Consider the following 22641-nt stretch of genomic DNA (forward strand, 5'->3'; position numbering starts at 1 on the left):
TCTCACTTCTTCAATCACCATCTGTTTTCCTAAATTGGATTTTAGAATAAGAAACTATTGACGGGAAATGATTTTCAAGGTATAATAATAAACGTTGAGGCGGTATAGCCAAGTGGTAAGGCACGGCTCTGCAAAAGCTTGATCGTCGGTTCAAATCCGTCTACCGCCTTTCAGTACCTGAATTAACAGGAATTAACCAAATGAAAAGCTCGCAAAACCGGGCTTTTTTAGTATTCCTAATAAGTGGGGATAACTGAACCTACCATCTAGATTTACAAAAAGCAGTGACTTGAGTCACTGCTTTATTCTGTTTCTTCTTCAGGTTCTAGTTCTGTGATTTGAACTTTTACCTTGGTAACACGTCCATTTTTCACCTTATCGTTGGTCAGGACGATTTGCTTGTTTTGACTGACCAGTTGGTAACTGATTTTCTCAGTTGTTGGAATCGTACCAACACCCGTCAAATAATAACCGGCGATGGTATCCACATCATCGCTTTCTAGTTCGACACCAAAGTAGTTATTGAAGTCGTTAAGATTCATGGTTCCCTGTACAATATAGGTGTCCTCACCGATTTGATGGACTTCGATTTCTGCCCTATCGGTCTCGTCATCAATCTCACCGACAATCTCTTCTAAAAGATCTTCCAGAGTTACCAAACCAGCCATACCACCATATTCATCGAGCAAAATGGCCATTTGTCTTTGGGTATTTCGCAATTCTTTTAACAAGTCATCCACAAAAATAGTTTCAGGAACAAAGAGTGGATCTTGTAAGATCTTCTTCCAGACAATATTTTCAAAACCATCTGCATAGGCAGCGTTTAGCAAACGCTTGGTATGAATCAAACCAATCACATTGTCCTTATCCCCATCATAAACTGGGATACGGGAAAAGTTTTGTTTTAAAATACTTTGGATAATGGCTTGACTATCATCCTGAATATCCACCATAAAGGCATCTGTCCGAGGAACCATGACTTCTCTCGCCATCAGCTCATCTAGAGAGAAGATCCCTTGTAACATCTCGATTTCGTCTGCATCCAAAGTTTCCTCACTTTTGGTCAACATGTACTCAATTTCATCTCGAGTCATTTTTTCATCCGCATCATCAAAGGTCATTGGCGTTAAACGACTCAAGAGATTAGTTGAAGCAGATAACAACCAGACAAAGGGACTGACAATCTTCCCAAGTCCAATGATAATCGGAACAGAGCGAATGGCTAAGGCATCTTTTAGATTAAGGGCAATCCGTTTAGGATAGAGTTCACCAAAAACAATAGAGATGTAGGTCAAGAATGCCAAAGAGAGGAAACTTGCAATGGCATAAGTTGTTTCTCCATTCCCCATCCAAGAGGCAATTACTTGTCCAAGTGTATCTGCCAATTTTGCCCCTGACAAGATCGTGATCAAGGTGATACCGACTTGAATGGTTGATAAAAAGTGGTTAGGATTTTCAAGTACCTTTAACAAACGAATGTAACGTTTGTCTCCCTCTTCTGCCTTTTGCTCCACTCGGGAACGGTTTAGTGACACCATCGCCATTTCAGTTGCTGAGAAAAAAGCATTTAACAAGGTCAAGATAAATAACAATACAAACTGTAGCAACAAATTCTGACTGCTCGGGTCTTCCATAGTCCTTCTCCTAAAATAGTATCTTGTGTTCCATTATATCATAAAATCCCTCAGGATTCACATTATTTTTCATTTAAAGAACAACTCCCCTGCCTCTAGAAGACAAAGGAGCTGTTTTTTTATTGTATCTATTGTTTCTAATCCGTCACTGTTACTTGCCCTGTTCGGTAATCAAGCTGGATTCCCTTTTGAACATTGGGGATTAGGACATTGAATTCCAATTCGCCATCTGAAGACTTGGCTTCGATTTGTGAAGCAGATGGAACTAGGTCCTCATTTGTCGCATAGTGGAGCGTCACCCGATAACGGACTCTCTTATTTTGGTCCAAGGCTTTTCTGACCAAACTCTCATAGTAGTTCTGACCTGTCGAATCTTCAGCCTGCGCTTGGTTTGCCCAAGCTGTCTGGACTGCAATGTTCTTGGGATTGCTAGTAGAGGCATCAAAACCATCCAAACCACCTATCAAGGCATAACCCAGCAGGTGTCCTCTATCAACTGCATGTGTATAGGCTCCCTTGAGATTCTTGACCTGATGCCATCCTGGTGGCGTCCAAGAGGTTGAGCCATTTCCAGTCTCTTCACGATTCTTATACTGCCGAGTCGCTTTGGATAAGATGGCATTGGCAACAGTCGGGACTGTTTCTTTTCCCACTATCTTTGTTTTATTATCCGCATAGGGTTTGCTTGAAACCTTGGCATCTAGATTGGTTTTATTGCCATTGACAACAAAGGCCCCTGCTCCATTCCACTCGAGCCCCCCCTTAATTTGGTTTTTGATTGACTCAGTTAAAACACTTTCTGCCAGCTCCTGACTGGGAGCTTCTGAAGCTTGTTTTTTCTGACTAACCTTGGTTCTAGGGGTGTTTGGCGCTGTCTGCATCTGCTTGATATAGTAGCTTCCAGCAGCCAAGAGTAAGAATATAAGTAACCCTATCAGAGCTTGTCTTGTTTTTTTGTCCATTTTTCTCCTTATTTCTTTAGAAAAAGACTGGTCTCCCAGTCTAATTTCCTGTAAATTTGCTAATCAATTCCTGCCACTTTGCTGGAGACAAGATAGCCCATGGATCCTGTCCCTTTCCTAGGATTCCATAGCCTACCATCAAGCCGATTCCTAAAGCCAGAAAGCCTAGCAATAGCACGATAAAAATCAACAGTAAACGACGGAGTACATAGCGTAAGTTTTTATTCTTCTTCATCATTTGCCTCGATTCGCTGAATCTTCGCTCCTAGCTGAGCCAATTTCTCATGGAAACGGTAGTAACCTCTATCAAGGTGGACTAACTTACCGACAACTGTTTCTCCCTGCGCCACCAGACCTGTCAGAATCAAGGCCGCACTGGCACGAAGGTCCGTTGATAGAACTTCTGCCCCCTGTAAAGCCTGTCCCCCAACAATACGAGCTGTGTCACGGATAATCTCTGAGTGCAAGCCCATACGGCGCATTTCCTCTAAGTGTTGGAAGCGATTCTCAAACACTGTTTCCACCATGGTGGATTCCCCTTTTGCGACTGTCATCAGAGCTGTAAATTGCGCCTGCATATCTGTTGGGAATCCTGGATGTGGTAAGGTTTTTACATGAACAGCCTTGAGATTTTCAAGTTGAGAACGAACACGGATACCTTCTGACTCCTCTGTCACTTCAACGCCCATTTCAAGTAGTTTTGAAATCAAGGGGCGATTGTGTTCCCAGACTGCATCACGAACGAGGACATCTCCACCAGTCATAGCTGCAGCCACCATAAAGGTTCCAGCTTCGATACGGTCCTGTACCACATTATGAGTTGTTCCATGGAGTTCCTCGACACCAGTCACTGTGATGGTTTCTGTACCAGCTCCCTTGACCTTGGCTCCCATTTCATTAAGAAGGATAGCAAGATCAACAATTTCTGGCTCACGCGCAGCATTTTCAATCACTGTGACACCATCAGCTAGAGTCGCTGCCATCATCAGATTTTGTGTTGCGCCGACACTAGGGAAGTCCATGTAGATATGAGCGCCATGCAGGCGTTCGGCCTTGGCTTCGATGTAACCAGCTGTCTGGGTAATCTTTGCCCCCATAGCTTCTAAACCTTTGAGGTGAAGGTCAATGGGACGACTCCCGATGGTACATCCCCCTGGCATAGAAACTTTGGCATGGCCTACACGAGCAAGGATTGGTCCCAAGACAACGATGGATGCACGCATCTTGCTGACATACTTGTATGGAGCTTCCTCCGTGATATCACCAGTTGCATCGACCTCGACAACATGAGCTTCCTCATCAAAGTCCACCTTGGCATTCAGACCTCGAACCACTTGATTCATGGTGAAAACATCTGACAAGATTGGGACGTTCTGCAAGACTGTCTTACCCTTGCTTGCTAGAATAGTCGCTGCCAACAAGGGCAAGACTGCATTCTTTGCTCCCTCGATCGTCACACTCCCGACCAGACGATTATCCCCGCCTTGAACCACAATTTTTTCCATAGCTGTTTCCTTTACTTTTGATTTTATAATAGTCCTCTAAGCGCTTCTTGCCACAGTTGGTATAAACTGATAAAGAATGAACTCAAGATGTAGCCCATCACAATACTAAAGAAGCCTACCAACAAACGAACTTTTTTTGTGTTAGTAGCGGTCACTTTTAAAACCTTTTCCCATCTCACAAGATCCTTCAAAAGGTAAAAACTCAAATAAATAAAGAGTATATGACTACTTAGAGTGAATAATAATTGAACCATTTGACTATTATACCATCTTATCCGCTTGCGCGCTAGTTTTCGATTTTTCTACGAATTAGGGATTGTTTTTAAGGTAATCAATTGCATCCTGCAAGGTCTTAACAGGAACGATTTTCATCTCTGTTTTGATCGTTTTAGCAGCTTCTAGGGCTGTTTCATAGTTGCTTTTCGCATTGGGATCTGCTTTTTTTGCTTCCTCAGTGACTGGATTATCAGGAGCAAAAAAGATGTTGGCTCCCTGGCGAGAGGCTGCAACTACTTTTTTGTCAATTCCACCAATGTCACCAACATTCCCATCACGATCAATAGTTCCCGTTCCCGCAACGATGCGGCCATTACGAAGTCCTGGATCTGCTATCTGGGTGTAAATAGCGAGGCTAAACATGAGACCGGCACTTGGCCCGCCGATACCAGCTGTTGAAAAGCGAATTGGAACGTCACTGGTCACTTCCGTACGGTCAATCAAACCAATCCCAATCCCGTTTTTCCCGTTTTCGAGAGTGATAATTTTACCTTCTGCAGACTTGACTTTTCCGTCTTCTTCATAGGTTACCTTGACCGTGTCCCCTAATTGTTGAGAGTTGACATAGTCGACCAAGTCTTTTGAACTGTCAAATGTTTTGTCATTAACAGCCGTCACAGTATCTGCAATGTTCAGAATACCCTTAAAAGTTGAATTGTCCGTCACGGTCAAGACATAGACTCCAAGATACTTGAGTTCGATATCTTTACCAGCCGTCTTCAATCCTTGATACTTGGCCATATTTTGAGAAGTTTGCATGTAAAACTGATTGATCCGCATAAACTCTGCATCAGTAGAGCCACCCGTAGTCTCCTTGGCACTTCTAATATCTGTGAAAGGTGTTAACCAAGCATAGACAAGATGCGATAGGGTTGCATGTCGAATGCCGACTGTTACAAACTGGTAAGCTCCTGCTTCTGTGTCTTCTGTTTCATTGACTTTTAAAACGCGACGAATATCTTCCGCTCCACCTGGAACTTCTATGTAGTATGGTAAAGGTACTACAAAGGCCAAAAAAGTCAATACTAGTGCTAGGATGACATATAAGGGCCATCTAGTTTTTTTCTTCATGTTCTAATTCCTCCACAACACTGTTTGGGACATATTGCTGAATCTCCTGACCAAACTTCAGAAGTTCTCTCATGGCTGAAGAGCTAATATAAAGATGCTCTGGGCGACTATATAAGTAAATGGTTTCGATTTCTGGAGCCAGTTGATGATTGTAGTAGTCAAAACTAGCCTCATATTGCAAGTCTGTAGCATTTCGCAAGCCACGGACAAGGGTTTTAGCCCCCAGTCTTCTTGCAACATCGACGACTAGCTGGTCATGAGAAGCCAGCACCTCTACATTATCTAAATGCGCCACCGCTTTTTTGACTGCCCGTTTGCGGTTTTCAACGGGGAGAAAACCTTGTTTGTGGGGATTGTAGAACACCCCGACATAGAGCTTATCAAAGAGTTTGCTGGCACGTTCAATGATATCCAAATGTCCATTTGTCATCGGATCAAATGAACCTGTAAATAATCCAATTTTATCTGACATAGACCGTCACCTTACTAATCCCATATATTTTTTCCTTCCAGATGCCTAAGCAGGCGATTTCTTCTGGAAGTTCTACAGACTTATCGGTTTCGCAGACAACCATGATCTCTTCGGAGAAAAGGTTTCTTTCTGCCATTTTTTCGATATCTGCAACGATTTGTTCCTTGGCATAGGGAGGGTCTAAAAAGACCAGGTCAAAGGGACCATTCACTTGCTCCAAGGCCCGTTCAGCCTCCATCTTTAAGAGCTGAAATTTGGAAACTTCCTTGGTCATTTGGATGTTTTCAGCGATGATAGCTTGCGCCTTTCGATCCCGTTCCACTAAGACAGCATGGGACATCCCTCTTGACACAGCTTCAATAGACAGACCACCACTGCCAGCATAGAGATCCAAAACACGACCACCCTCAAAATAGGGACCTATCATGTTAAAGATAGCTCCACGCACCTTATCTGATGTCGGCCTCGTCGTCTTGCCTTCTAGCGTCTTGAGGGGACGCCCCCCATAGATTCCTGATACGATTTTCATACCGTTTATTATACCAAATTATAGGCAAAAAGAGAAAGAAAACCGAACCTTGCGGTTCGATTCTCTACAAAATATTTTCGTACGTATCGCGAACTTCTTGAGGCCAGACACTGGTCTGAACCTCTCCAATGTGTTTCTTACGAAGAAGGAACATGGCCATACGAGACTGTCCGATACCTCCACCAATTGTCAGTGGGAAAAGACCGTTAAGCAAGGCTTTATGCCATTCCAGCTCAAGACGATCTTCGTCTCCTGTAAGAGCCACTTGGCGACGAAGGGTATCCTCATCTACCCGAATCCCCATTGATGAAAGTTCAAAGGCACAACCAAGAGATTCGTTCCAAACGAGAATATCGCCGTTTAACCCTTTGTAGCCATTTTCAGACTCTGTTGTCCAGTCATCATAGTCAGGTGCGCGGCCGTCATGAGGTTTCCCGTCAGGCAACTCGCCACCGATACCAATCAAGAAGACTGCACCAAACTCTTTACAGATCGCATTTTCACGCTCTTTCGGTGTTAGGTCTGGATAGCGTTCTACCAACTCTTCTGTATGGATAAAGGTGATTTGTTTTGGCAAGATGGATTCGATATCGTAGCGGGCTTCTACGGCTAGCTCTGTTAGACGAATAGCCTTGTAAATCTTCTCAACGGTTTCTTTGAGATAGGCGATATTGCGTTGACCATTTGGGATAACCTTCTCCCAGTCCCACTGGTCCACATAAACTGAGTGAGTCGCATCAAGCGAATCTTCGTCTGGACGAAGGGCCTTCATGTGAACAAACAGACCCTCACCTTCACCGAAACCAAAACGAGCCAAGGTGTGGCGTTTCCATTTGGCAAGTGAGTGAACGACTTCATAGGTTTCATCTGGAATCTGCAAAACCTTGACAGATACTGGATTTTCGACACCTGACAGGTTGTCCTGCATCCCATCCCCGACCTTGCTCAAGATAGGACCTTGAACTTCAACAACTTCTAACTTATCTTTCAAATACTGGGTAAAAGTGTTTTTGACAAAGGAAATTTCTTCTTGTTGATGAATAAAACTTTTCTTCATAAACAGCTCCTCAAAAATTAGTTAAAAGCATTATACACCTATTTCCAAGAAAAGAAAAGAGTAAATAAGAAAAAGTCAGTGCTCTTTTGAACACTGACTCTGACATTCATTAATCGTTTCGACCAAAGATTCGTAAAATGCTAAGGAAGAGGTTGATAAAGTCTAGATAGATGCTGAGCGCCATCGAGATGACCCAGCCTGTCGCGACTTGTCCTCGTGACTGCTCATAAACATAGCGAATCTTTTGGTTGTCCCAAGCAATCAAACCTGAGAAAACCAAGACCATGGCAATACTAATCATGTAGTCAAAGAAACTATTGGCTAAAAATAGATTCACAACCATGGCAATGATGAGACCAACAAGCGCTGCCATCAAAGCTCGGCCCATTCCACTCAAATCTTTCTTGGTGAAAATTCCGACTACCGCCATGACAAAGAAGAGAAGGGCACTGGATACAAAGGCTGACAAGACGGTCCCAGGTGTATAGAATGCTACGACAAAACTAAGCGTAAAACCATTTAAAACAGAATAAACTAAAAATACTGGGAGAGCTGCTGGGCTATTTTTGGCAGCCATGCTACTTGCAACAAAGACTAGAGCAAGTTCTGCAAAAGTTGCAATCATCAACCAGAGACGGCCATGCATTAAAAAGTAGACCAATTGGGACTGAAAGACTGTCAACATCAAAGCTGACACGAGAGCTGATAGACCAATCCCAAGTCCCACAAAGGCATAAACCTTAGCGTAAAATTGATTGAGACCTGAACGTTCTTGAATAATCGTTTGATTCATTCTGATTCTCCTTTTTCTATAAATATGTCTTGATTATAACAAAGATTTTATAAATTAGCTGAAATAAAACATCAATATACCTGCTGCAACTGCCACGTTGAGACTTTCTGCTCGACCTTTCATGCCAATATGAACCAGCTGATCAGCACTCTCAGCCATGACAGAACTAATCCCCTGTCCTTCATTTCCCATGACTAAAACAAAGTTCTCTAGTGAAGAAAGCTCACGATAATCCTTTGACTCTCTCGATAAGGTCGTTGCCAGAATGGGCAAATCGCTCTTCTTTGCCTCTTCTACAAAGGTGGCAACAGGCAGACGATAAATGGGCAAGTGAAAATGACTTCCTTGCATGGAACGTAGGGTCTTGAGACTGTAGATATCTGCTGACTTGTCTGAAACAATAACCCCTGTAAAACCTGCAGCATCCGCCGTCCGAATCATGGTGCCCACATTACCAGGATCTTGAACATCCTCTAAAAATAGATACTTGCCCTGATGGAGATTAGGCAGTCCCACTTCTTCTTTTTGAATCACTGCAACAATCCCTTGAGGAGTTTGCGTATCTGCCAAATCTAGCAAAATCTCCTCTGAAACCCAGATAGTTTGAGGAAAAGCAGCTAGCTGATCTCGGTAACTTTCTAGGGCAAAAATCTTCTCAATCGTCACCCCTGCTTGAACAGCTTCTTCAAACAAGTGCCAGCCCTCAATCAAATAAGCAGACTTTCGATATTTTTTTTGATGTAATTTCTTGGCATTTTTTACCACAGAATTGGCTTTTGAGGTTATAATAGTCATAGAAATATTATAACACAATCAAAGGGGTTTGGTATGCAAAAGGTTAGAATGATTGCCCAAGGCAGGGTGCAGGGTGTTGGTTTTCGTTGGGGTGTTGTTACTTTAGCTCTTGAAATCGGTGGCATCACTGGTCGTGTCTGGAATAACGACAATGGCACCGTGGAAATTCTTGCTCAGGCAGACTCCTCTGCCACTATGGCAAAATTTATCCAAGAAATCCGGAAAGGTCCGACACCTTTTTCAAAAGTTACCTATCTAGATGTACAAATGAGCAACTTTTCGTCCTATTCGGACTTCAAAGTCGCAAATTAGGTCTCTAGAACTATTGTATATTTTACAAAAAAACAGTAGAATAGAAAGGTATAATTTTTAAAGAAGGAATGAAAACATTGAAATCTATTAAACGTTTTGCCCTCTCTGCTATGGGAGTGGCTATGCTACTCGTCTTGACAGGCTGTGTCCAAGTAGACAAAGCAACAGGACAACCTACAGGATTAATTTGGAATACCATAGGAGCACCTATGGCTGAGGCTATCAAGTACTTCGCTACTGATAAAGGACTAGGCTTCGGGGTCGCTATCATTATCGTTACCATCATCGTACGTTTGATTATCTTGCCACTCGGTATCTACCAATCATGGAAGGCAACGCTTCACTCTGAAAAGATGAATGCCCTCAAACACGTGCTTGAACCACATCAAACACGTCTTAAAGAAGCAACAACTCAGGAAGAAAAACTAGAAGCGCAACAAGCTCTCTTTGCAGCTCAGAAAGAACATGGCATCAGCATGTTCGGTGGTGTAGGATGTTTCCCTATCCTCATTCAAATGCCTTTCTTCTCTGCTATCTACTTTGCAGCCCAATACACTGATGGAGTAGCTAGCTCTACCTTCTTGGGTATCGATCTTGGTTCACCAAGTCTGCTCCTTGTCGCTTTCGCTGGTATCCTCTACTATCTCCAATCACTCCTTTCACTTCATGGAGTAGAAGACGAGATGCAAAGAGATCAACTAAAAAGAATGATTTACGTGAGTCCACTCATGATTGTCGTCTTCTCCTTCTTCGCACCAGCCAGTGTGACGCTTTACTGGGTTGTCGGTGGTTTCATGATGATTCTCCAACAGTTCATCGTTAACTATGTTGTTCGTCCAAAACTTCGCAAAAAAGTTCGTGAAGAATTTGCCAAAAATCCACCAAAAGCAAGTTCATTTTCAACTGGAGGCGGACGTAAAGATGTCACTCCAAACCAAGCAACTGCGATCATGACTAATAAGAAACATAAAAAACGCAATGCTGGTAAACAACATTCTAGAAAATAAGAAAAAGCTTAGCTGAAAGGCTAGGCTTTTTATGCATCACAAAAGCCCGATATCTCCATCGGGCTTCTTTTTTATCCATGAACACGTTTCATGTAGTCTTGATAGCTCTCTGTATCCATAAGTTTTTTAGCATTCTTAACGCGGTCTGCTGTTGGTGGTTTGACTCCTTCGAGCGAATAAGGAATTCCTAGTTCACGCCACTTGAATTCTCCCATCGTGTGATAAGGCAAGATTTCAAACTTGTCAACGTTTTTGAGGGTTTTGACGAATTTACCGAGTTCAATCAAATCCTCATCTCTATCTGTCAAGCCTGGAACCAGCACATGGCGAATCCACACAGGCTTCCCAATATCTGATAGATATTTTGCACAAGCCAAGATGTTTTTATTGGTTTGGCTGGTAACAATCCTGTGTTGTTCGTCGTTGATCTCCTTGATATCCAAGAGAACCAAATCTGTCACCGCCATGAGTTTATTAAACTTTTCGAGATAACGTGGTTTGTTACGGAATGGAAGGGCACAGGTGTCCAAGGTACAGTGAATCCCTTTTTCCTTGGCCTTGGTAAAGAGGGCAATCAAGAAATCAATCTGTAAGAGGGCTTCTCCACCACTAACAGTGATTCCTCCTTTGTCTCCCCAGAATCCACGGTAGCGAAGGGCTTCTGACAAAACATCGTCTACTGTCCGTCTTCGTGATTTATTGGTCTCCATAGCCCATGTATCGGGGTTATGGCAGTACTGGCAACGCATCTGACAACCTTGCAAAAAGACAATAAACCGAATCCCAGGGCCATCTACTGCCCCAAAACTCTCTGTCGAATGCACCATTCCTGTCACTTGTCCATAGTCAATTGTTTCTTCAGACATATCGTCACCTTCCTTGAAACCGTTTTATAGTTTTATTATATCACGAGTAAGGTGAAAAACAAGGTTTTTTTGTCTATTTTTTAGAAAGCAATCTGCTTTTCACTTTCATTTTCAATTTTTTTAATGATCCGATTCAAAATCAAAACCATACAAGGTTGCAAAATAGTCCTCAGGGCGCTCTGCACGGCGGATTTGACGGGCTTTTCCTTCTTCGGTATAGAGAATTTCTGCCGAGCGTAGTTTGGCATTGTACTGGTAACCCATGGAGAATCCATGTGCACCTGTATCATGAATCACCAGCAAATCACCGATTTCTGTATGAGGTAGTTCGCGATTCACTGCAAATTTATCATTGTTTTCACAGAGTGAACCGACCACGTCTACCACCTCAACAGGTTCATCTGGATGAGTCAGATTGGTGATATGGTGGTAGGCTCCATACATGGCTGGGCGCATGAGGTTGACTGCCGAGGCATCCACCCCCAGATAGGTACGGTAAGTTTTTTTCTTATGGGTGACTTTTGTGACGAGAGCTCCGTGAGGGGCTAACATAAAACGACCCAATTCAGTAAAAATCTTGACCTGACCAAGACCTGCAGGTGTAAGGACTTCCTCATACACCTTACGCACCCCTTCACCAATCACAGCGATGTCATTTGGCTCCTGGTCTGGACGATAGTTGACACCAATACCGCCGGAAAGATTGATAAAGTCTAGTGAAATGCCCAACTTTTCCTTGATTTCAACGGCTAATTCAAAAAGCTGACGCGCCAACTCTGGGTAGTAGAGATGGGTGACGGTATTGGATGCTAGGAAAGAGTGAATCCCAAAAGTCTTGGCTCCTTTTTCCTTCAAGATGGCAAAGGCTTCAAAAAGCTGGTCCTTGGTCATCCCAAACTTGGCTTCTCCAGGATTGTCCATAATGTCTGTCCCCAGCTCAAAAACGCCACCAGGATTGTAACGACAAGAGATGATTTCTGGAATGCCAGCTGCACGCTCTAGATGTTCAATATCTTCAAAGGCATCCAAATTAATGGTTGCACCCAATTCGCGCGCATAAGCGTACTCCTTGTCTGGCGTATTGTTTGAAGAGAACATGATATCAGAACCAGGAAAATCCAGTTTGTGGCTCATCAAAAGCTCTACATAACTAGAACAGTCCACACCACAACCTTCCTCTTTGAGGATTTTCAAGATAGCTGGTGTTGGAGTGGCTTTAACTGCAAAGTATTCTTTAAAGCCCTTGTTCCAGGAAAAGGCCTTGTTGACGGCTCTTGCTTTTTCACGAATCCCCTTCTCATCATACAAGTGAAAGGGAGTCGGGAACTCGGAAACAATTGTTTCTAAATCTTCACGGCTGATAAATGGTGTTTTCATAAGCATCCTTCTATTCTGTTTGCAAAGAAAGGCTGGGACAACCGTTCCAACCTTTAGTTCTATCTCTTATTAGTCTTCGTCAAAGATATTTCCAATCTCGACATCAATGGATTGGTTCTTAACATCAATATTGGTTACTTTCAAGAGTGACTTGTAATCAAACTGCTTTTCACGTTCTTCTTGGGCATTGTCTGCAAAGACTGCGACACCGGCTAGTTCAGAGTCAAACTCACGCAAGAGACTAATCATCCCGTTGACAGTTCCTCCACCTTTCAAGAAGTCATCCACGATCAAGACACGACTGCCTGCCTTGAGACTGCGTTTTGAAAGGAACATTTTCTCAATACGGTCACCACTTGAACCTGAAACATAGTTGACGCTGACCGTTGAACCTTCGGTAATTTTCAAGTCACGACGCACAATGACAAATGGAACATTGAGGACATTGGCAACTGCATTTGCGAGTGGCACCCCTTTTGTTGCTACTGTCATAACGGCATCGATTTTTTGGTCCATAAAGCTCTTGGCAATGATGCGCCCAATATTTTTCAAAATGGCAGGCGTACTAAGCAAATCAGACAGGTAAATGTAGCCACCTGGCAAGATACGGTCGCTTTCTGAAAGTTTGTTACGCAAGTCTGCGATCATTTCTTTGGCTTCATGGCTTGAGATTGATGGTGTAAAGATAACGCCACCACCTGCTCCAGTCACAGTCTGAATATGACCGATTTCAATTTCTTCAAAGGCACGCTTGATAATCACGATATCCTCTGAAATCGATGATTTAGCAGATTCGTACTTTTCTGCAAAGGTGTTGAGACTAGTTAGTTTGTATGGATTATTAATCAAATAGTTGGAAATGACAACCATCCGATCACTTCTTCTTAATTTCATTTTTATTTACCATTCCATTTAATTTTGATATTTTATCCATTATACCACATTCACATAAAAAAACGAACATTATTGCGTAAAAAATGCTCGTTTTTCTTAAATCATTAATCTAAATCTGGTTTATAGAAGGAACGATTGTCCATAGCGAAGATTTTATTGGTCATTTCTCCTTTATCCACCAAAGCAAGAGCTGTTGTCATCATCATCATGCTGGCATCGAGATTATCGATCATATGAATAATCTCTGCCTCCATAATGCGCGGACGGACTGGACTTCCATACTCCAGTAAGCCATGGTGACTGAGGATGACATGGCGCAGTAGCACCACTTCTTCTCTAGTATCATCGATGCCTAGTTCCATGACAGTCTTGGTAATTTCGCTATCGATGAGGGCTATATGGCCGATGAGATTGCCTCGCACTGTGTACTCCGTCTGGTCTGGTCCCGTCAACTCAATAACCTTGGCCAAGTCATGCAACATAATTCCCGCATAGAGGAGGCTCTTGTTGAGCTGAGGATAAATCTCACTAATGGCATCTGCCAAGCGCACCATGGTTGCTGTATGATAGGCTAAACCTGTTTCAAAGGCATGGTGATTGGTCTTGGCAGCTGGATAGGAGTAGAATTCCTTATCATATTTGGTGTAGAGACTGCGAACGATACGTTGCCAGACAGGATTTTCAATCTTGAAAATCATTTGCGACATGTAGTCACGAATTTCCTTGACATCGACTGGTGACTTGACCTTAAAATCAGCTGGATCATTGGGTTCCCCAGGCTGAGGCAGGCGGAGAGTAATTTGATTGACTTGAGGAGTGTTGTTATAAACTTCTCGACGTCCCTGCATGTGGACTACTTTCCCTGCGGTAAAGGCCTCAACGTTATGAGGTTGGGCATCCCAGAGCTTCCCTTCAATCTCGCCACTATCATCTTGGAAGGTAAAGGCTAGGTAGTTTTTCCCAGCACGCGTCTGTCTTAGGTCAGCTGACTTAATCAGGTAAAAACCTTCAAACAGCTCATCTTTTTTCATGTGACTAATCTTCATATTCTTCCTCATCTTCTTGGAAATGGAGTAGATCAAGCGCAGGCTCACCTTCTGATAATTCAATGTGACGGAGCGTCCGCTCGATAGCTGTGGTACGACGGTTTAATAATTCATCAATATTGCCAGAGGCATGTTGGAGATGCTTTTGTGCCTTAACCAAAATTCCCCCGAACTTGCCAAACTCGGTCTTGACGCTGGCAAGAGTCTTGCTGATATGGTCGGCACTCTTTTGGATATTGAGAGTTTTGAAGCCAACTGATAGAGAGTTAAGCAGGGCTGATAGGGTACTTGGACCAGCAACAATAATCTGCTCCTCCCGTCTCAAATCATCAAAGAAGACAGGATTGCGGACGATTTCTGAGTAAAGTCCTTCTGTTGGAACAAACAAGACTCCAAAATTGGTCGTTCGAGGCGGCGCCAGATACTTGCTCTTGATATCCTTGGCAAAGCGCTTGACGCTAGCTAAAAGTGACTTACGACAGCGTTCGATTTCGTCCTTATCGCCTGCTTCATAGGCTTCTTCTAGGCGGTAATAATCTGCCAGTGGAAACTTGGAGTCAATTGGTAGATAGACGTATTCCTGGTCACCCTGTCCAGGTAACTTGATGGCATACTCCACTCGCTCGCTAGAGTTTTCAACCGTTGCGTATTCTCGTTCGTACTGGGCTGGTGTCATGATGTCTTCGATGATTTGCCCTAGTTGCAATTCTCCTAGAATCCCTCGCGTCTTGGTTCCAGAGAGAACCTTATTAAGTGCACCAACATCACGGGCAACTGTCTGCATCTCTCCAAGACCACGATTGACAGACTCCAGTTGCTTGGAAACTGTCTCGAAGGAAGCCTGTAAGCGCGTCTGTAAGGTCTTCTCTAGCTTTTCCTCGACCGTCTGGCGCATTTGCTCCAAACGTTGCTCATTTGATTCTTGCAGGGCTTGGAGACGTTGGTCAGTCTTGTCTCTAGTTTGTAAAAGATTATCTGTCATTTCTTGACGGACTTGCGTCAGACCTTGGTGCAACTCCATTCGCACTTCTTGCAAGCGGTCGCTGACAGCCACTTCCAAGTCTTTTTGGTCTAACTGGCTGGCTTGTCTAGCTTGTTCAAAGCGATAATCCAGTTGGTCTGAAAGATTGTCTGCCTGATCCTCCAAGCTCTTGGCTAGGTACTTGTCTTGCTTATCCTGCCTTTGCCAAATCAGAAAGAGTCCAGCTAGGTTAGCAATTAATAATAGTAGTAATACAGTCTCCATCCTACCTCCTGTCCTTACTATGCAGCACGACGACATAGCCATCTGGGCAAGTTACCGAAACTTCCCTATCTATATATTCGTTAGAAGCGTACACTTTTTTAAAGAAAAAATTTTCCTCTGTCAATTCGTACTTGGCTCCGATAATGGTCAGCTGGCTATCCCGAACTGGCATAAAGGCTAGATAATCGTAGTCTGAACGGGGCTCAAGTTGACTGGTCCCTTCTGGACAATAGGCAATCACATTTTGCCCATCCTCAATCGCTATCTGACGCATATAGGGTGCCAACTTGGGATTGCTAGGCAGAAAGACATTAGCCAGCATATGGTCAATACGACCACCCAAAGCCCCAAAAATAGTCACCTGAGCCTGAGAATTTTGCTCAAAGATGGTCAAGAGAGCCAATTCCAGATCCGTATCATCTTTTTCTGGCTGAGCTTGAACAAAATGCTGGGCACGTTTTTGAATCACCTGACGTTCGTCTGCGGTTACCGAATCAAAATCTCCAACTGCTAGAGCCAGAGGCAGATCTTCTTCCAAGACCCAGAGCGAGCCTCGATCCACACCAACAAAGCTATCAAAATTCGTCCGATAATGACCGCGATCTCCGCCTGCAAAAACGGCAACCCTAGTCCAATTGTTTTCTGAGAGTTTGTACTCGTTCATTGACATCTCCCTTGAAGACATAGGACCCTGCTACAAAAACGGTCGCTCCAGCTTCTTTGGCTTGAGCAATGGTCTGGTCATCAATACCGCCATCGACTTCAATCTCAAAGCTCAAACCTTTTTCCTCACGAAGGGCAACCAACTCACGAACCTTATCCATGGTTTCAGGTAGAAAGGCTTGCCCGCCGAAGCCAGGGTTAACCGTCATCACCAAAACTTGGTCAACTAGGTGAAGTACGTGTTTGATAGCTTCAACCGGCGTACCAGGGTTAATGACAACAGAAGGTTTGACACCTAGAGAACGAATCTTTTGAAGAGTTCCATGGATATGGGGTGTTGCTTCTACATGTATACTGATGATATCCGCTCCTGCACGCGCAAAATCTTCTAGATGATGCTCAGGATTTGATACCATCAAGTGGCAGTCAAAGACCATCTTGCTATGAGGGCGAAGAGCTTCAACCACACCTGCACCAAAACTGATTTGCGGTACAAAGTGCCCATCCATGATATCGATATGGGCATATTCTGCACCAGTTGCTTCTAGGCGTTTGATTTCACGTTCAAAGTTGGCATAATCTGCTGCCAGAATTGACGGAGCAATCTTGTATTGAGACATAGGTTTCTCCTTATTTTGGAATTTTTTTACTGACTTTTTTATAGGTTTCTCTGCGATTTTCAATTTCACTAAGGAATTGCAGGTAGTTGTCAAATCGGAAGGTTGCAATAGCGCCTTCTTCTACAGCCGGCTTAACCGCACAAGACGGCTCATGGGTATGGGTACAAGTACGGAACTTGCAGTCTCGACTAACACTGGCAATCTCTGGAAAGGCCTGATTGAGGTCTTCAGCCGTTGACACTTCATAATCCAGTGATGAAAAGCCTGGTGTGTCCGCAATTTTACCCCCATTGAGGTTGTAAAAACTAACAGCTCGAGTGGTATGGCGACCACGTCCAAGACTGTCTGAGACTTCTCCTGTTTCAAGATTGAGGTCCGGTGCGATTTTATTGAGGAGGGTTGATTTTCCAACTCCCGTCTGGCCCATAAAGACTGTAACCTTACCTGTTAACAAGGGCAAAAGGTCTTCCTTACTGGTCACAAAGTCATAGCCAATGTCACCATAAGTCTGCTGGTAAAAATCCAGTTCTCCTCTATCTTCTAGCAAGTCCATTTTGGAAATATAGACGATGGGATGGATGCCCTTGTGTTCCAAAAGAACCAAGAAACGATCCAACAAGTTGCTGTTGAAGTCCGGTTCCTTGACGGACATGATCACCACAGCTTGGTCAATATTGACAATAGGCGGACGGACCAGGCTATTTTTCCGTTCGTGAATTTTGAGGATATAACCTTCGGAATTTTCCTCTGCAGAGAAATCTACCCAGTCCCCAACGTAGGGCGTGTGGCCTTTTTTACGGAAATTCCCACGCGCGCGCGTCTGATAGACTTGGCCATCACTCTCTACATAGTAGAAGCCTGCCAAGGCTTTAATAATTTGTCCTTGCATCTTAGAGCCCTTGTCCTTTAAGCGCATCTGCTAGGCTAGCAAATTCTTCTAAGCTGAGAGCTTCACCACGCACAGATGGAGATAAGCCTGCCTGGTCCAAGGCCTTGGTCAGCTTATCCTTGACTTCATCAGTTTTTCCAAAGTAGCCTGTTAAGTTGTTCCACAAGGTCTTACGACGATGAGTGAAACTAGCCTTGGAAACCTTAAAGAAGAAGTTCTCATCTTTCACTGCTACAGCAGGCTCTGGACGGCGCACCATTTTTAAAATGGCTGAGTCCACGTTTGGGGCTGGCACAAAGACCGTACGAGGCACGATGAAGGCAACCTTGGCTGTCATATAATACTGCACAGCAATAGACAAACTACCATAAGCCTTAGTATTTGGCTGTGCGGAGATACGATCCGCCACTTCTTTTTGCATCATGACCACAAACTCACTAAAAGGAATGCCACTCTCGATCAAGTGCATGAGAATAGGCGTTGTGATATAGTAAGGTAAGTTGGCTACCACCTTAATGGGCAGGTCAGGATTTTTGAAATTCTGGATATGTTGCGCCAAGTCAACTTTGAGAATGTCCTCGTTGACTACTGTCACATTGTCAAAATCACGCAGGGTATCTGCCAAAATCGGTACCAAACGGTGGTCAATCTCAAATGCCATGACCTCAGCTGCGCGCTCAGCCAGAAACTCCGTCAAGGCACCAATCCCTGGCCCGATTTCGATGACATTAACCTGATCATCAATTCCAGCCGTATCCACGATCTTTTGAAGAATATTGGTATCCGTCAGGAAATTTTGCCCGAAGGACTTTTTAAAAGTAAAACCGTGACGCTCCAGCACTGCCTTGGTCACGCTATAATCTGCAATTCTCATCTATTCTCTTTTCTATTTGTTAGCTAAAAACAATCTATAAACCCAAACAATTACCAACACCAAGAGAATCCAAAATCTCAAAGGAATATGGTACTCGTCATCTTTGGATTCGGCACCAGTCTCATCGAACACTTGCTCATCTTCTTTGCGTGGTGCTTGCTCGTCTTCTTGATATTCCTCTTGTTTTTGATTCTCTTCTTGACCTTGTGCTTGTTTTTCTTCTTGGTCTTGTTCTTGATTATCTTCTTGGTCTTGTTCTTGATTATCTTTTGGGCCTTGCATTTTCTTCAACTCATCTTGGTATGCAACCGAGTCTAGAATATTATCTTCTGGCAATAATTTTGAGGCATAATAATCAGGAAATCCCATAGCAGACCAAATTACGTTCTTTTCTGTTAAAGAAAAATCCAATTCTTGGGGTTGATTTGCCTGAATGGCTCGGATATTTTTTATAAGCTTACGCGAAGCTATAGTCAATCCATCCATATCAGCAACTTCTAAAACATCAAATCCTAGCATGTCACCTGCTTTGACATTTGCAAGAATATAGCGAACAAAATCATCATATAGTTGCAAGGTCTGAGGAGCGTTCTGTTCTAAAAAGGAGCGATTTTGGGTGGCCTTTTTCTGGAATTTTTCAATAGGAAGTAAGATATTAAATTTCTTCCATAGAATATTAGGCATTCGCACATCTTTTTCATCCCAAAACAATTGCCAAAAATAAGGAATAGTGTAAACTCCCTCCGTTAAAATACGTACATCTTTTCCGTTTTTTAAATAAATATAGCTTCTATTTGCCATATCGTTTCCTTTCACCATTTTTATGAAGGTTTTACCTTCCCTCAAAGTCACTCCAAACAGGGCTAACTGCTTAGAACACCTCTTGTTGTCAAAAAATCAATGCATATTGTTCTAATTTTCATTCATTATCTTTTAAGAAAGTCATTTATTCTCTTTTCTAATAGGAACGGCGATATATCCAAACAAATTCATTTCCTCTAGAAGTCTGATGAATCAAGTCTTTTAAATAGATATTGGGATTCGTCAGTTCTTTTGTTTCTGTATGATAGCTTGTTATTATCTGCCCACCATGTCGAAGAAACCATTCCGTATCCAATCCAGGCAGATATCTATCCTTTTGAAGAAAACTACAAAGCTCCTCAACTGTCATATCCTCCGGGATATCAAGATCCATCTGATGAGAAAAAACATCATCCCCCATACAGATAGACTCTCTATCAACGATTATTTTCATCCCTTGATTATCCTTTATCTCTTCCTTCTAGTTCCTCACTGAACTGCTGCATTTCTTTAAACGCTTTGTCACTGACGTAAATACCCGCTTTATAATACTCAGTCTGGTTAATGGCATAGTCAAAGATTTCAATCATGCCTCCAGCGTTTTCAATCATAGCACTCCAATTTTCATCAAAAACCATTCGAAAACGTTTCCAATCAGTGAACACTGAAACTGAATTCCGCCCATTTTTCCCTTCTCTAGTCGGAAGATTAAATGTAGCAGATTCTTCTAAAACATGAGAATCACTTTCCTTACTAGCCTCAGGAAATCCTGATGTTGCATTTATAGGAAGTAGGAATTTAGCTTTTGGCATTGCCATTGCAAAGAACTTATAATAGAGTCTATAAATTAATTCTTCCTCTTCTGTAGTCGGTTTATCCATCTGTCCCATCAAAAGCATCCATCTCATAATATCAGGATTCATAACAGGAACTTGTATCTCTGGCAAGCCTGAAAAATCTGGTTTTTGAACTAAAATAGAAGAACTTATACTAACTTCTTTGGTATTAAAGAATGCTCCTAAAGCACCATTCAAGTAAAAAGCTGTCCCAAGAAAATTCTCAATTCCTTTTTTATCTTCCGTATTTTCAATCAGTTTTATCTCTGAGTTTAATTGTTTTTCTATTGCTTCTTTATACTGATGATACCAACGAGATGTAAATACCATAATCATTGGGTCAGTGCAGAGATAGCCTTCGTCACCTCTATCATATGTAGTTGAGAAAAGATAAGGTTCCCCAGTATTTTCTGAATAAACAGCATAAATCAAATCTGCTTCTAGCAACTTGTCCTTGACAATTTCTGCTAGACGCTCTGACTTACGAGTATTTTCTTGATTGCTCTCTTCACTTTTTGGTTTTTGACGGCAATCCCATAAAAAAGCCTGTAAAATTTCGATACTATCATCAAGACTAAGATTCTGATAGTCCTCATCGCTTACTTTACCTTCTTGAATAGTCACAAAAGTTCGATAGAGAGCATAAGCATAGCTAGATAAACGCTTTTTTTCATCTACACCAGGACTATAGAGCACACTTCCCTTTTTTAACTTAGCTAGAGAGGGAAGCATATCGATCTCTAGATAAACTAACTCCTCATCTCTAAGAGATTCCACATCTTTGTTTTGGCAAGTAAGTTTTTTTACAACTACAGTTTCAAGAGCATCCATACCTTGATCGGGATTGCAAAACTGAAGACGATCACCAACTGTCAAACTCCCTTCCAAAGTCGCAGCAATCAGTAATTCCCTCTTTTCTTTCATCGGGAAGAAACCCAAAACTCCTAGACAAGCATCTCCTTTGATTTCTTCTGTTGTCTTCTGTGCTTCTGTCTTTTTAAAAAAATCAAAAATTCCCATTGCTTTTCCTCATTAATTTCACCCAAGTGCAGATTTTATCAATTATCTTTTTTTATCAGGCATGGTATTGAGCATAGTTGAAGCATATGCTATTACCTCTATTGTAACACATTCCCTTTGTATTTTTGGGCTATCTGGTTATTGTTATCACTTTTCAGAACTCTCCAAACAGATTTCGATATCTAAATTTCTTTCCACTATTGAAGTAAGCATAAAATTTATTTTTCTAATTCTTTATAGATTGTCTCTTGAAAAGGTCAGTTGTTCAAGTAAGGAATAGAGTTTTGCTTGCTCCGCTTCTTCGTAAGCAGATCTATTTGCTTTTACTTCCCTACATTTCTCGTCATACAAAAACCCGTCATATCCATCTTCTGTAGATAAGGCTGTATAGACTTTGGCCATTTCTTCAGGACTAATCGAAAATCTCGACTTAATTTTATACAGATTTTTCATAAAAGCGCTGAGGTGATCATAGCGGCGCATATCAACTCTGACATTGGTCACACGGATTGCCTGAACCTTGATACCTTTCCAATGTTTCCGCATATAAAGCGACAGCATCAACAAGGCCAGTTTATTCTGATAATAGGTCTTAGCAGGACTATAATGTTTTTGACCAGCTAAATTTTCAAAATCAAGCTTCATGAAAGGATAAAGCATCAGCCCTTGAGAAGAAATATTAATAATCCGACCACTTTCTGACTGTTCCAACAAGCCCTTCAACAAGGTAGAAAGTAAAAAGGGAGCAACCACATTGGTCGCAAATTGCTTTTCTAATCCCTCCCTAGTCAGGATTGGCTTTTTGACTGACAAATCAAAGTCAGCTGCATTGTTAATCAGAACGTCTAGAACGTCTTCTTTTTGAATATACTGTTCCGCTGCTTTTCTGACACTCTTCATATCAGATAAATCAGCCAAGATATAATCTACATGTTGATTTCCTGTCTGCTGACGAATTTCCTCACAAGCTTGCTCGGCAGCTTCTGCCCGTCTACAAAAGAGAGTTACCGACCAGCCCTTTTCAGCTAACTGTTTAGCGGCCTGGTAGCCAATACCACTATTGCCACCCGTAATAATTACTTTTTTCATTCCTTAC

Annotated in this window: 26 protein-coding genes and 1 tRNA gene; 3 read left to right on the top strand and 24 right to left on the bottom strand. The window is 42.5% G+C overall.

What is annotated here, in order from left to right; translation table 11 throughout:
• Positions 1-98 precede the first annotated feature (98 nt).
• Positions 99-169: transfer RNA gene (locus HMPREF1115_RS08225), tRNA-Cys, on the top strand.
• Between the two features lie 133 nt (positions 170-302).
• Here the strand turns inward: HMPREF1115_RS08225 and HMPREF1115_RS08230 are convergent.
• The 11 genes from HMPREF1115_RS08230 to HMPREF1115_RS08275 all read right to left on the bottom strand — a co-directional run bounded on the left by HMPREF1115_RS08230 (position 303) and on the right by HMPREF1115_RS08275 (position 9094).
• Complete coding sequence (locus tag HMPREF1115_RS08230; protein ID WP_000390013.1) at positions 303-1634, bottom strand: hemolysin family protein; 1332 nt, start codon at positions 1632-1634, stop codon at positions 303-305.
• A gap of 137 nt (positions 1635-1771) precedes the next feature.
• On the bottom strand, positions 1772-2596 hold the full coding sequence (locus tag HMPREF1115_RS08235) for a DNA/RNA non-specific endonuclease (RefSeq protein ID WP_000358999.1): 825 nt from the start codon (positions 2594-2596) through the stop codon (positions 1772-1774).
• A gap of 40 nt (positions 2597-2636) precedes the next feature.
• Entirely contained in the window at positions 2637-2831 is a 195-nt protein-coding gene (locus tag HMPREF1115_RS08240; protein ID WP_000739701.1) for a DNA-directed RNA polymerase subunit beta, read from the bottom strand.
• Positions 2818-4101 (bottom strand): UDP-N-acetylglucosamine 1-carboxyvinyltransferase, encoded by a 1284-nt coding sequence (gene murA / locus HMPREF1115_RS08245; protein ID WP_000411918.1) that lies wholly within the window; start codon positions 4099-4101, stop codon positions 2818-2820. The genes HMPREF1115_RS08240 and murA overlap by 14 nt, the downstream gene beginning before the upstream one ends.
• A 23-nt stretch (positions 4102-4124) precedes the next feature.
• On the bottom strand, positions 4125-4355 hold the full coding sequence (locus tag HMPREF1115_RS11935) for a DUF1146 family protein (protein ID WP_002892633.1): 231 nt from the start codon (positions 4353-4355) through the stop codon (positions 4125-4127).
• Positions 4356-4410: 55 nt separating this feature from the next.
• On the bottom strand, positions 4411-5448 hold the full coding sequence (locus HMPREF1115_RS08250) for a SepM family pheromone-processing serine protease (protein ID WP_000730772.1): 1038 nt from the start codon (positions 5446-5448) through the stop codon (positions 4411-4413).
• Positions 5432-5920: a pantetheine-phosphate adenylyltransferase gene (gene coaD / locus HMPREF1115_RS08255; RefSeq protein WP_001280720.1), complete on the bottom strand. Its 489-nt coding sequence runs from the start codon at positions 5918-5920 to the stop codon at positions 5432-5434. Before coaD ends, HMPREF1115_RS08250 begins: the two co-directional genes overlap by 17 nt.
• A complete protein-coding gene (gene rsmD / locus HMPREF1115_RS08260) occupies positions 5910-6449 on the bottom strand; it encodes a 16S rRNA (guanine(966)-N(2))-methyltransferase RsmD (RefSeq protein ID WP_000706945.1) in 540 nt (179 codons plus the stop codon). Before rsmD ends, coaD begins: the two co-directional genes overlap by 11 nt.
• Positions 6450-6513: 64 nt before the next feature.
• Positions 6514-7506, bottom strand: a complete 993-nt coding sequence (gene asnA / locus HMPREF1115_RS08265; RefSeq protein ID WP_000747998.1) for an aspartate--ammonia ligase — start codon at positions 7504-7506, stop codon at positions 6514-6516.
• A gap of 109 nt (positions 7507-7615) precedes the next feature.
• The gene (locus tag HMPREF1115_RS08270) at positions 7616-8299 is read right to left on the bottom strand and encodes a Bax inhibitor-1/YccA family protein (RefSeq protein WP_001076873.1); all 684 of its coding nucleotides are present in this window, start codon (positions 8297-8299) and stop codon (positions 7616-7618) included.
• 54 nt (positions 8300-8353) lie between these two features.
• Positions 8354-9094 (bottom strand): TrmH family RNA methyltransferase, encoded by a 741-nt coding sequence (locus HMPREF1115_RS08275; RefSeq protein ID WP_002882445.1) that lies wholly within the window; start codon positions 9092-9094, stop codon positions 8354-8356.
• A 33-nt stretch (positions 9095-9127) separates the two neighbouring features.
• Between HMPREF1115_RS08275 and HMPREF1115_RS08280 the strand changes: the two genes are divergently transcribed.
• Positions 9128-9406, top strand: a complete 279-nt coding sequence (locus tag HMPREF1115_RS08280) for an acylphosphatase (RefSeq protein WP_001174611.1) — start codon at positions 9128-9130, stop codon at positions 9404-9406.
• 77 nt (positions 9407-9483) lie between these two features.
• Positions 9484-10413, top strand: a complete 930-nt coding sequence (gene yidC / locus HMPREF1115_RS08285; RefSeq protein WP_025171006.1) for a membrane protein insertase YidC — start codon at positions 9484-9486, stop codon at positions 10411-10413.
• A 71-nt stretch (positions 10414-10484) separates the two neighbouring features.
• On the opposite strand, the gene pflA is transcribed toward yidC, so the two are convergent.
• The 13 genes from pflA to HMPREF1115_RS08350 form a co-directional block, all read right to left on the bottom strand.
• A complete protein-coding gene (pflA, locus tag HMPREF1115_RS08290) occupies positions 10485-11279 on the bottom strand; it encodes a pyruvate formate-lyase-activating protein (protein ID WP_001288284.1) in 795 nt (264 codons plus the stop codon).
• Between the two features lie 120 nt (positions 11280-11399).
• Positions 11400-12656 (bottom strand): diaminopimelate decarboxylase, encoded by a 1257-nt coding sequence (locus HMPREF1115_RS08295; protein ID WP_000856554.1) that lies wholly within the window; start codon positions 12654-12656, stop codon positions 11400-11402.
• Between the two features lie 69 nt (positions 12657-12725).
• Positions 12726-13550: a pur operon repressor gene (gene purR / locus HMPREF1115_RS08300; RefSeq protein ID WP_002882463.1), complete on the bottom strand. Its 825-nt coding sequence runs from the start codon at positions 13548-13550 to the stop codon at positions 12726-12728.
• 104 nt (positions 13551-13654) lie between these two features.
• A complete protein-coding gene (locus tag HMPREF1115_RS08305) occupies positions 13655-14596 on the bottom strand; it encodes a 3'-5' exoribonuclease YhaM family protein (RefSeq protein ID WP_000703209.1) in 942 nt (313 codons plus the stop codon).
• The gene (locus tag HMPREF1115_RS08310) at positions 14586-15842 is read right to left on the bottom strand and encodes a DNA recombination protein RmuC (RefSeq protein WP_000450907.1); all 1257 of its coding nucleotides are present in this window, start codon (positions 15840-15842) and stop codon (positions 14586-14588) included. Before HMPREF1115_RS08310 ends, HMPREF1115_RS08305 begins: the two co-directional genes overlap by 11 nt.
• Position 15843: 1 nt before the next feature.
• On the bottom strand, positions 15844-16506 hold the full coding sequence (locus HMPREF1115_RS08315) for a thiamine diphosphokinase (RefSeq protein WP_001008141.1): 663 nt from the start codon (positions 16504-16506) through the stop codon (positions 15844-15846).
• Complete coding sequence (gene rpe / locus HMPREF1115_RS08320) at positions 16469-17125, bottom strand: ribulose-phosphate 3-epimerase (protein WP_000085001.1); 657 nt, start codon at positions 17123-17125, stop codon at positions 16469-16471. The genes HMPREF1115_RS08315 and rpe overlap by 38 nt, the downstream gene beginning before the upstream one ends.
• 10 nt (positions 17126-17135) lie before the next feature.
• Complete coding sequence (gene rsgA / locus HMPREF1115_RS08325) at positions 17136-18014, bottom strand: ribosome small subunit-dependent GTPase A (protein WP_002882444.1); 879 nt, start codon at positions 18012-18014, stop codon at positions 17136-17138.
• A gap of 1 nt (position 18015) precedes the next feature.
• Entirely contained in the window at positions 18016-18888 is an 873-nt protein-coding gene (gene rsmA / locus HMPREF1115_RS08330; RefSeq protein ID WP_001216886.1) for a 16S rRNA (adenine(1518)-N(6)/adenine(1519)-N(6))-dimethyltransferase RsmA, read from the bottom strand.
• A 12-nt stretch (positions 18889-18900) separates the two neighbouring features.
• Positions 18901-19689, bottom strand: a complete 789-nt coding sequence (locus HMPREF1115_RS08335; RefSeq protein WP_000013641.1) for a hypothetical protein — start codon at positions 19687-19689, stop codon at positions 18901-18903.
• A gap of 157 nt (positions 19690-19846) precedes the next feature.
• Positions 19847-20143 carry a hypothetical protein gene (locus HMPREF1115_RS08340; RefSeq protein WP_000692384.1) on the bottom strand — a complete coding sequence of 99 codons (297 nt, stop codon included), beginning with the start codon at positions 20141-20143 and terminating at the stop codon, positions 19847-19849.
• A gap of 7 nt (positions 20144-20150) precedes the next feature.
• Positions 20151-21545 (bottom strand): SseB family protein, encoded by a 1395-nt coding sequence (locus tag HMPREF1115_RS08345; protein WP_000510791.1) that lies wholly within the window; start codon positions 21543-21545, stop codon positions 20151-20153.
• A 234-nt stretch (positions 21546-21779) separates the two neighbouring features.
• Positions 21780-22634, bottom strand: coding sequence for an SDR family NAD(P)-dependent oxidoreductase (locus HMPREF1115_RS08350; protein ID WP_000755757.1), 855 nt, complete (start codon positions 22632-22634; stop codon positions 21780-21782).
• Positions 22635-22641: the final 7 nt, after the last annotated feature.

Source organism: Streptococcus oralis SK610, assembly GCF_000257455.1.
In the GTDB taxonomy this organism is placed as follows: domain Bacteria; phylum Bacillota; class Bacilli; order Lactobacillales; family Streptococcaceae; genus Streptococcus; species Streptococcus oralis_CB.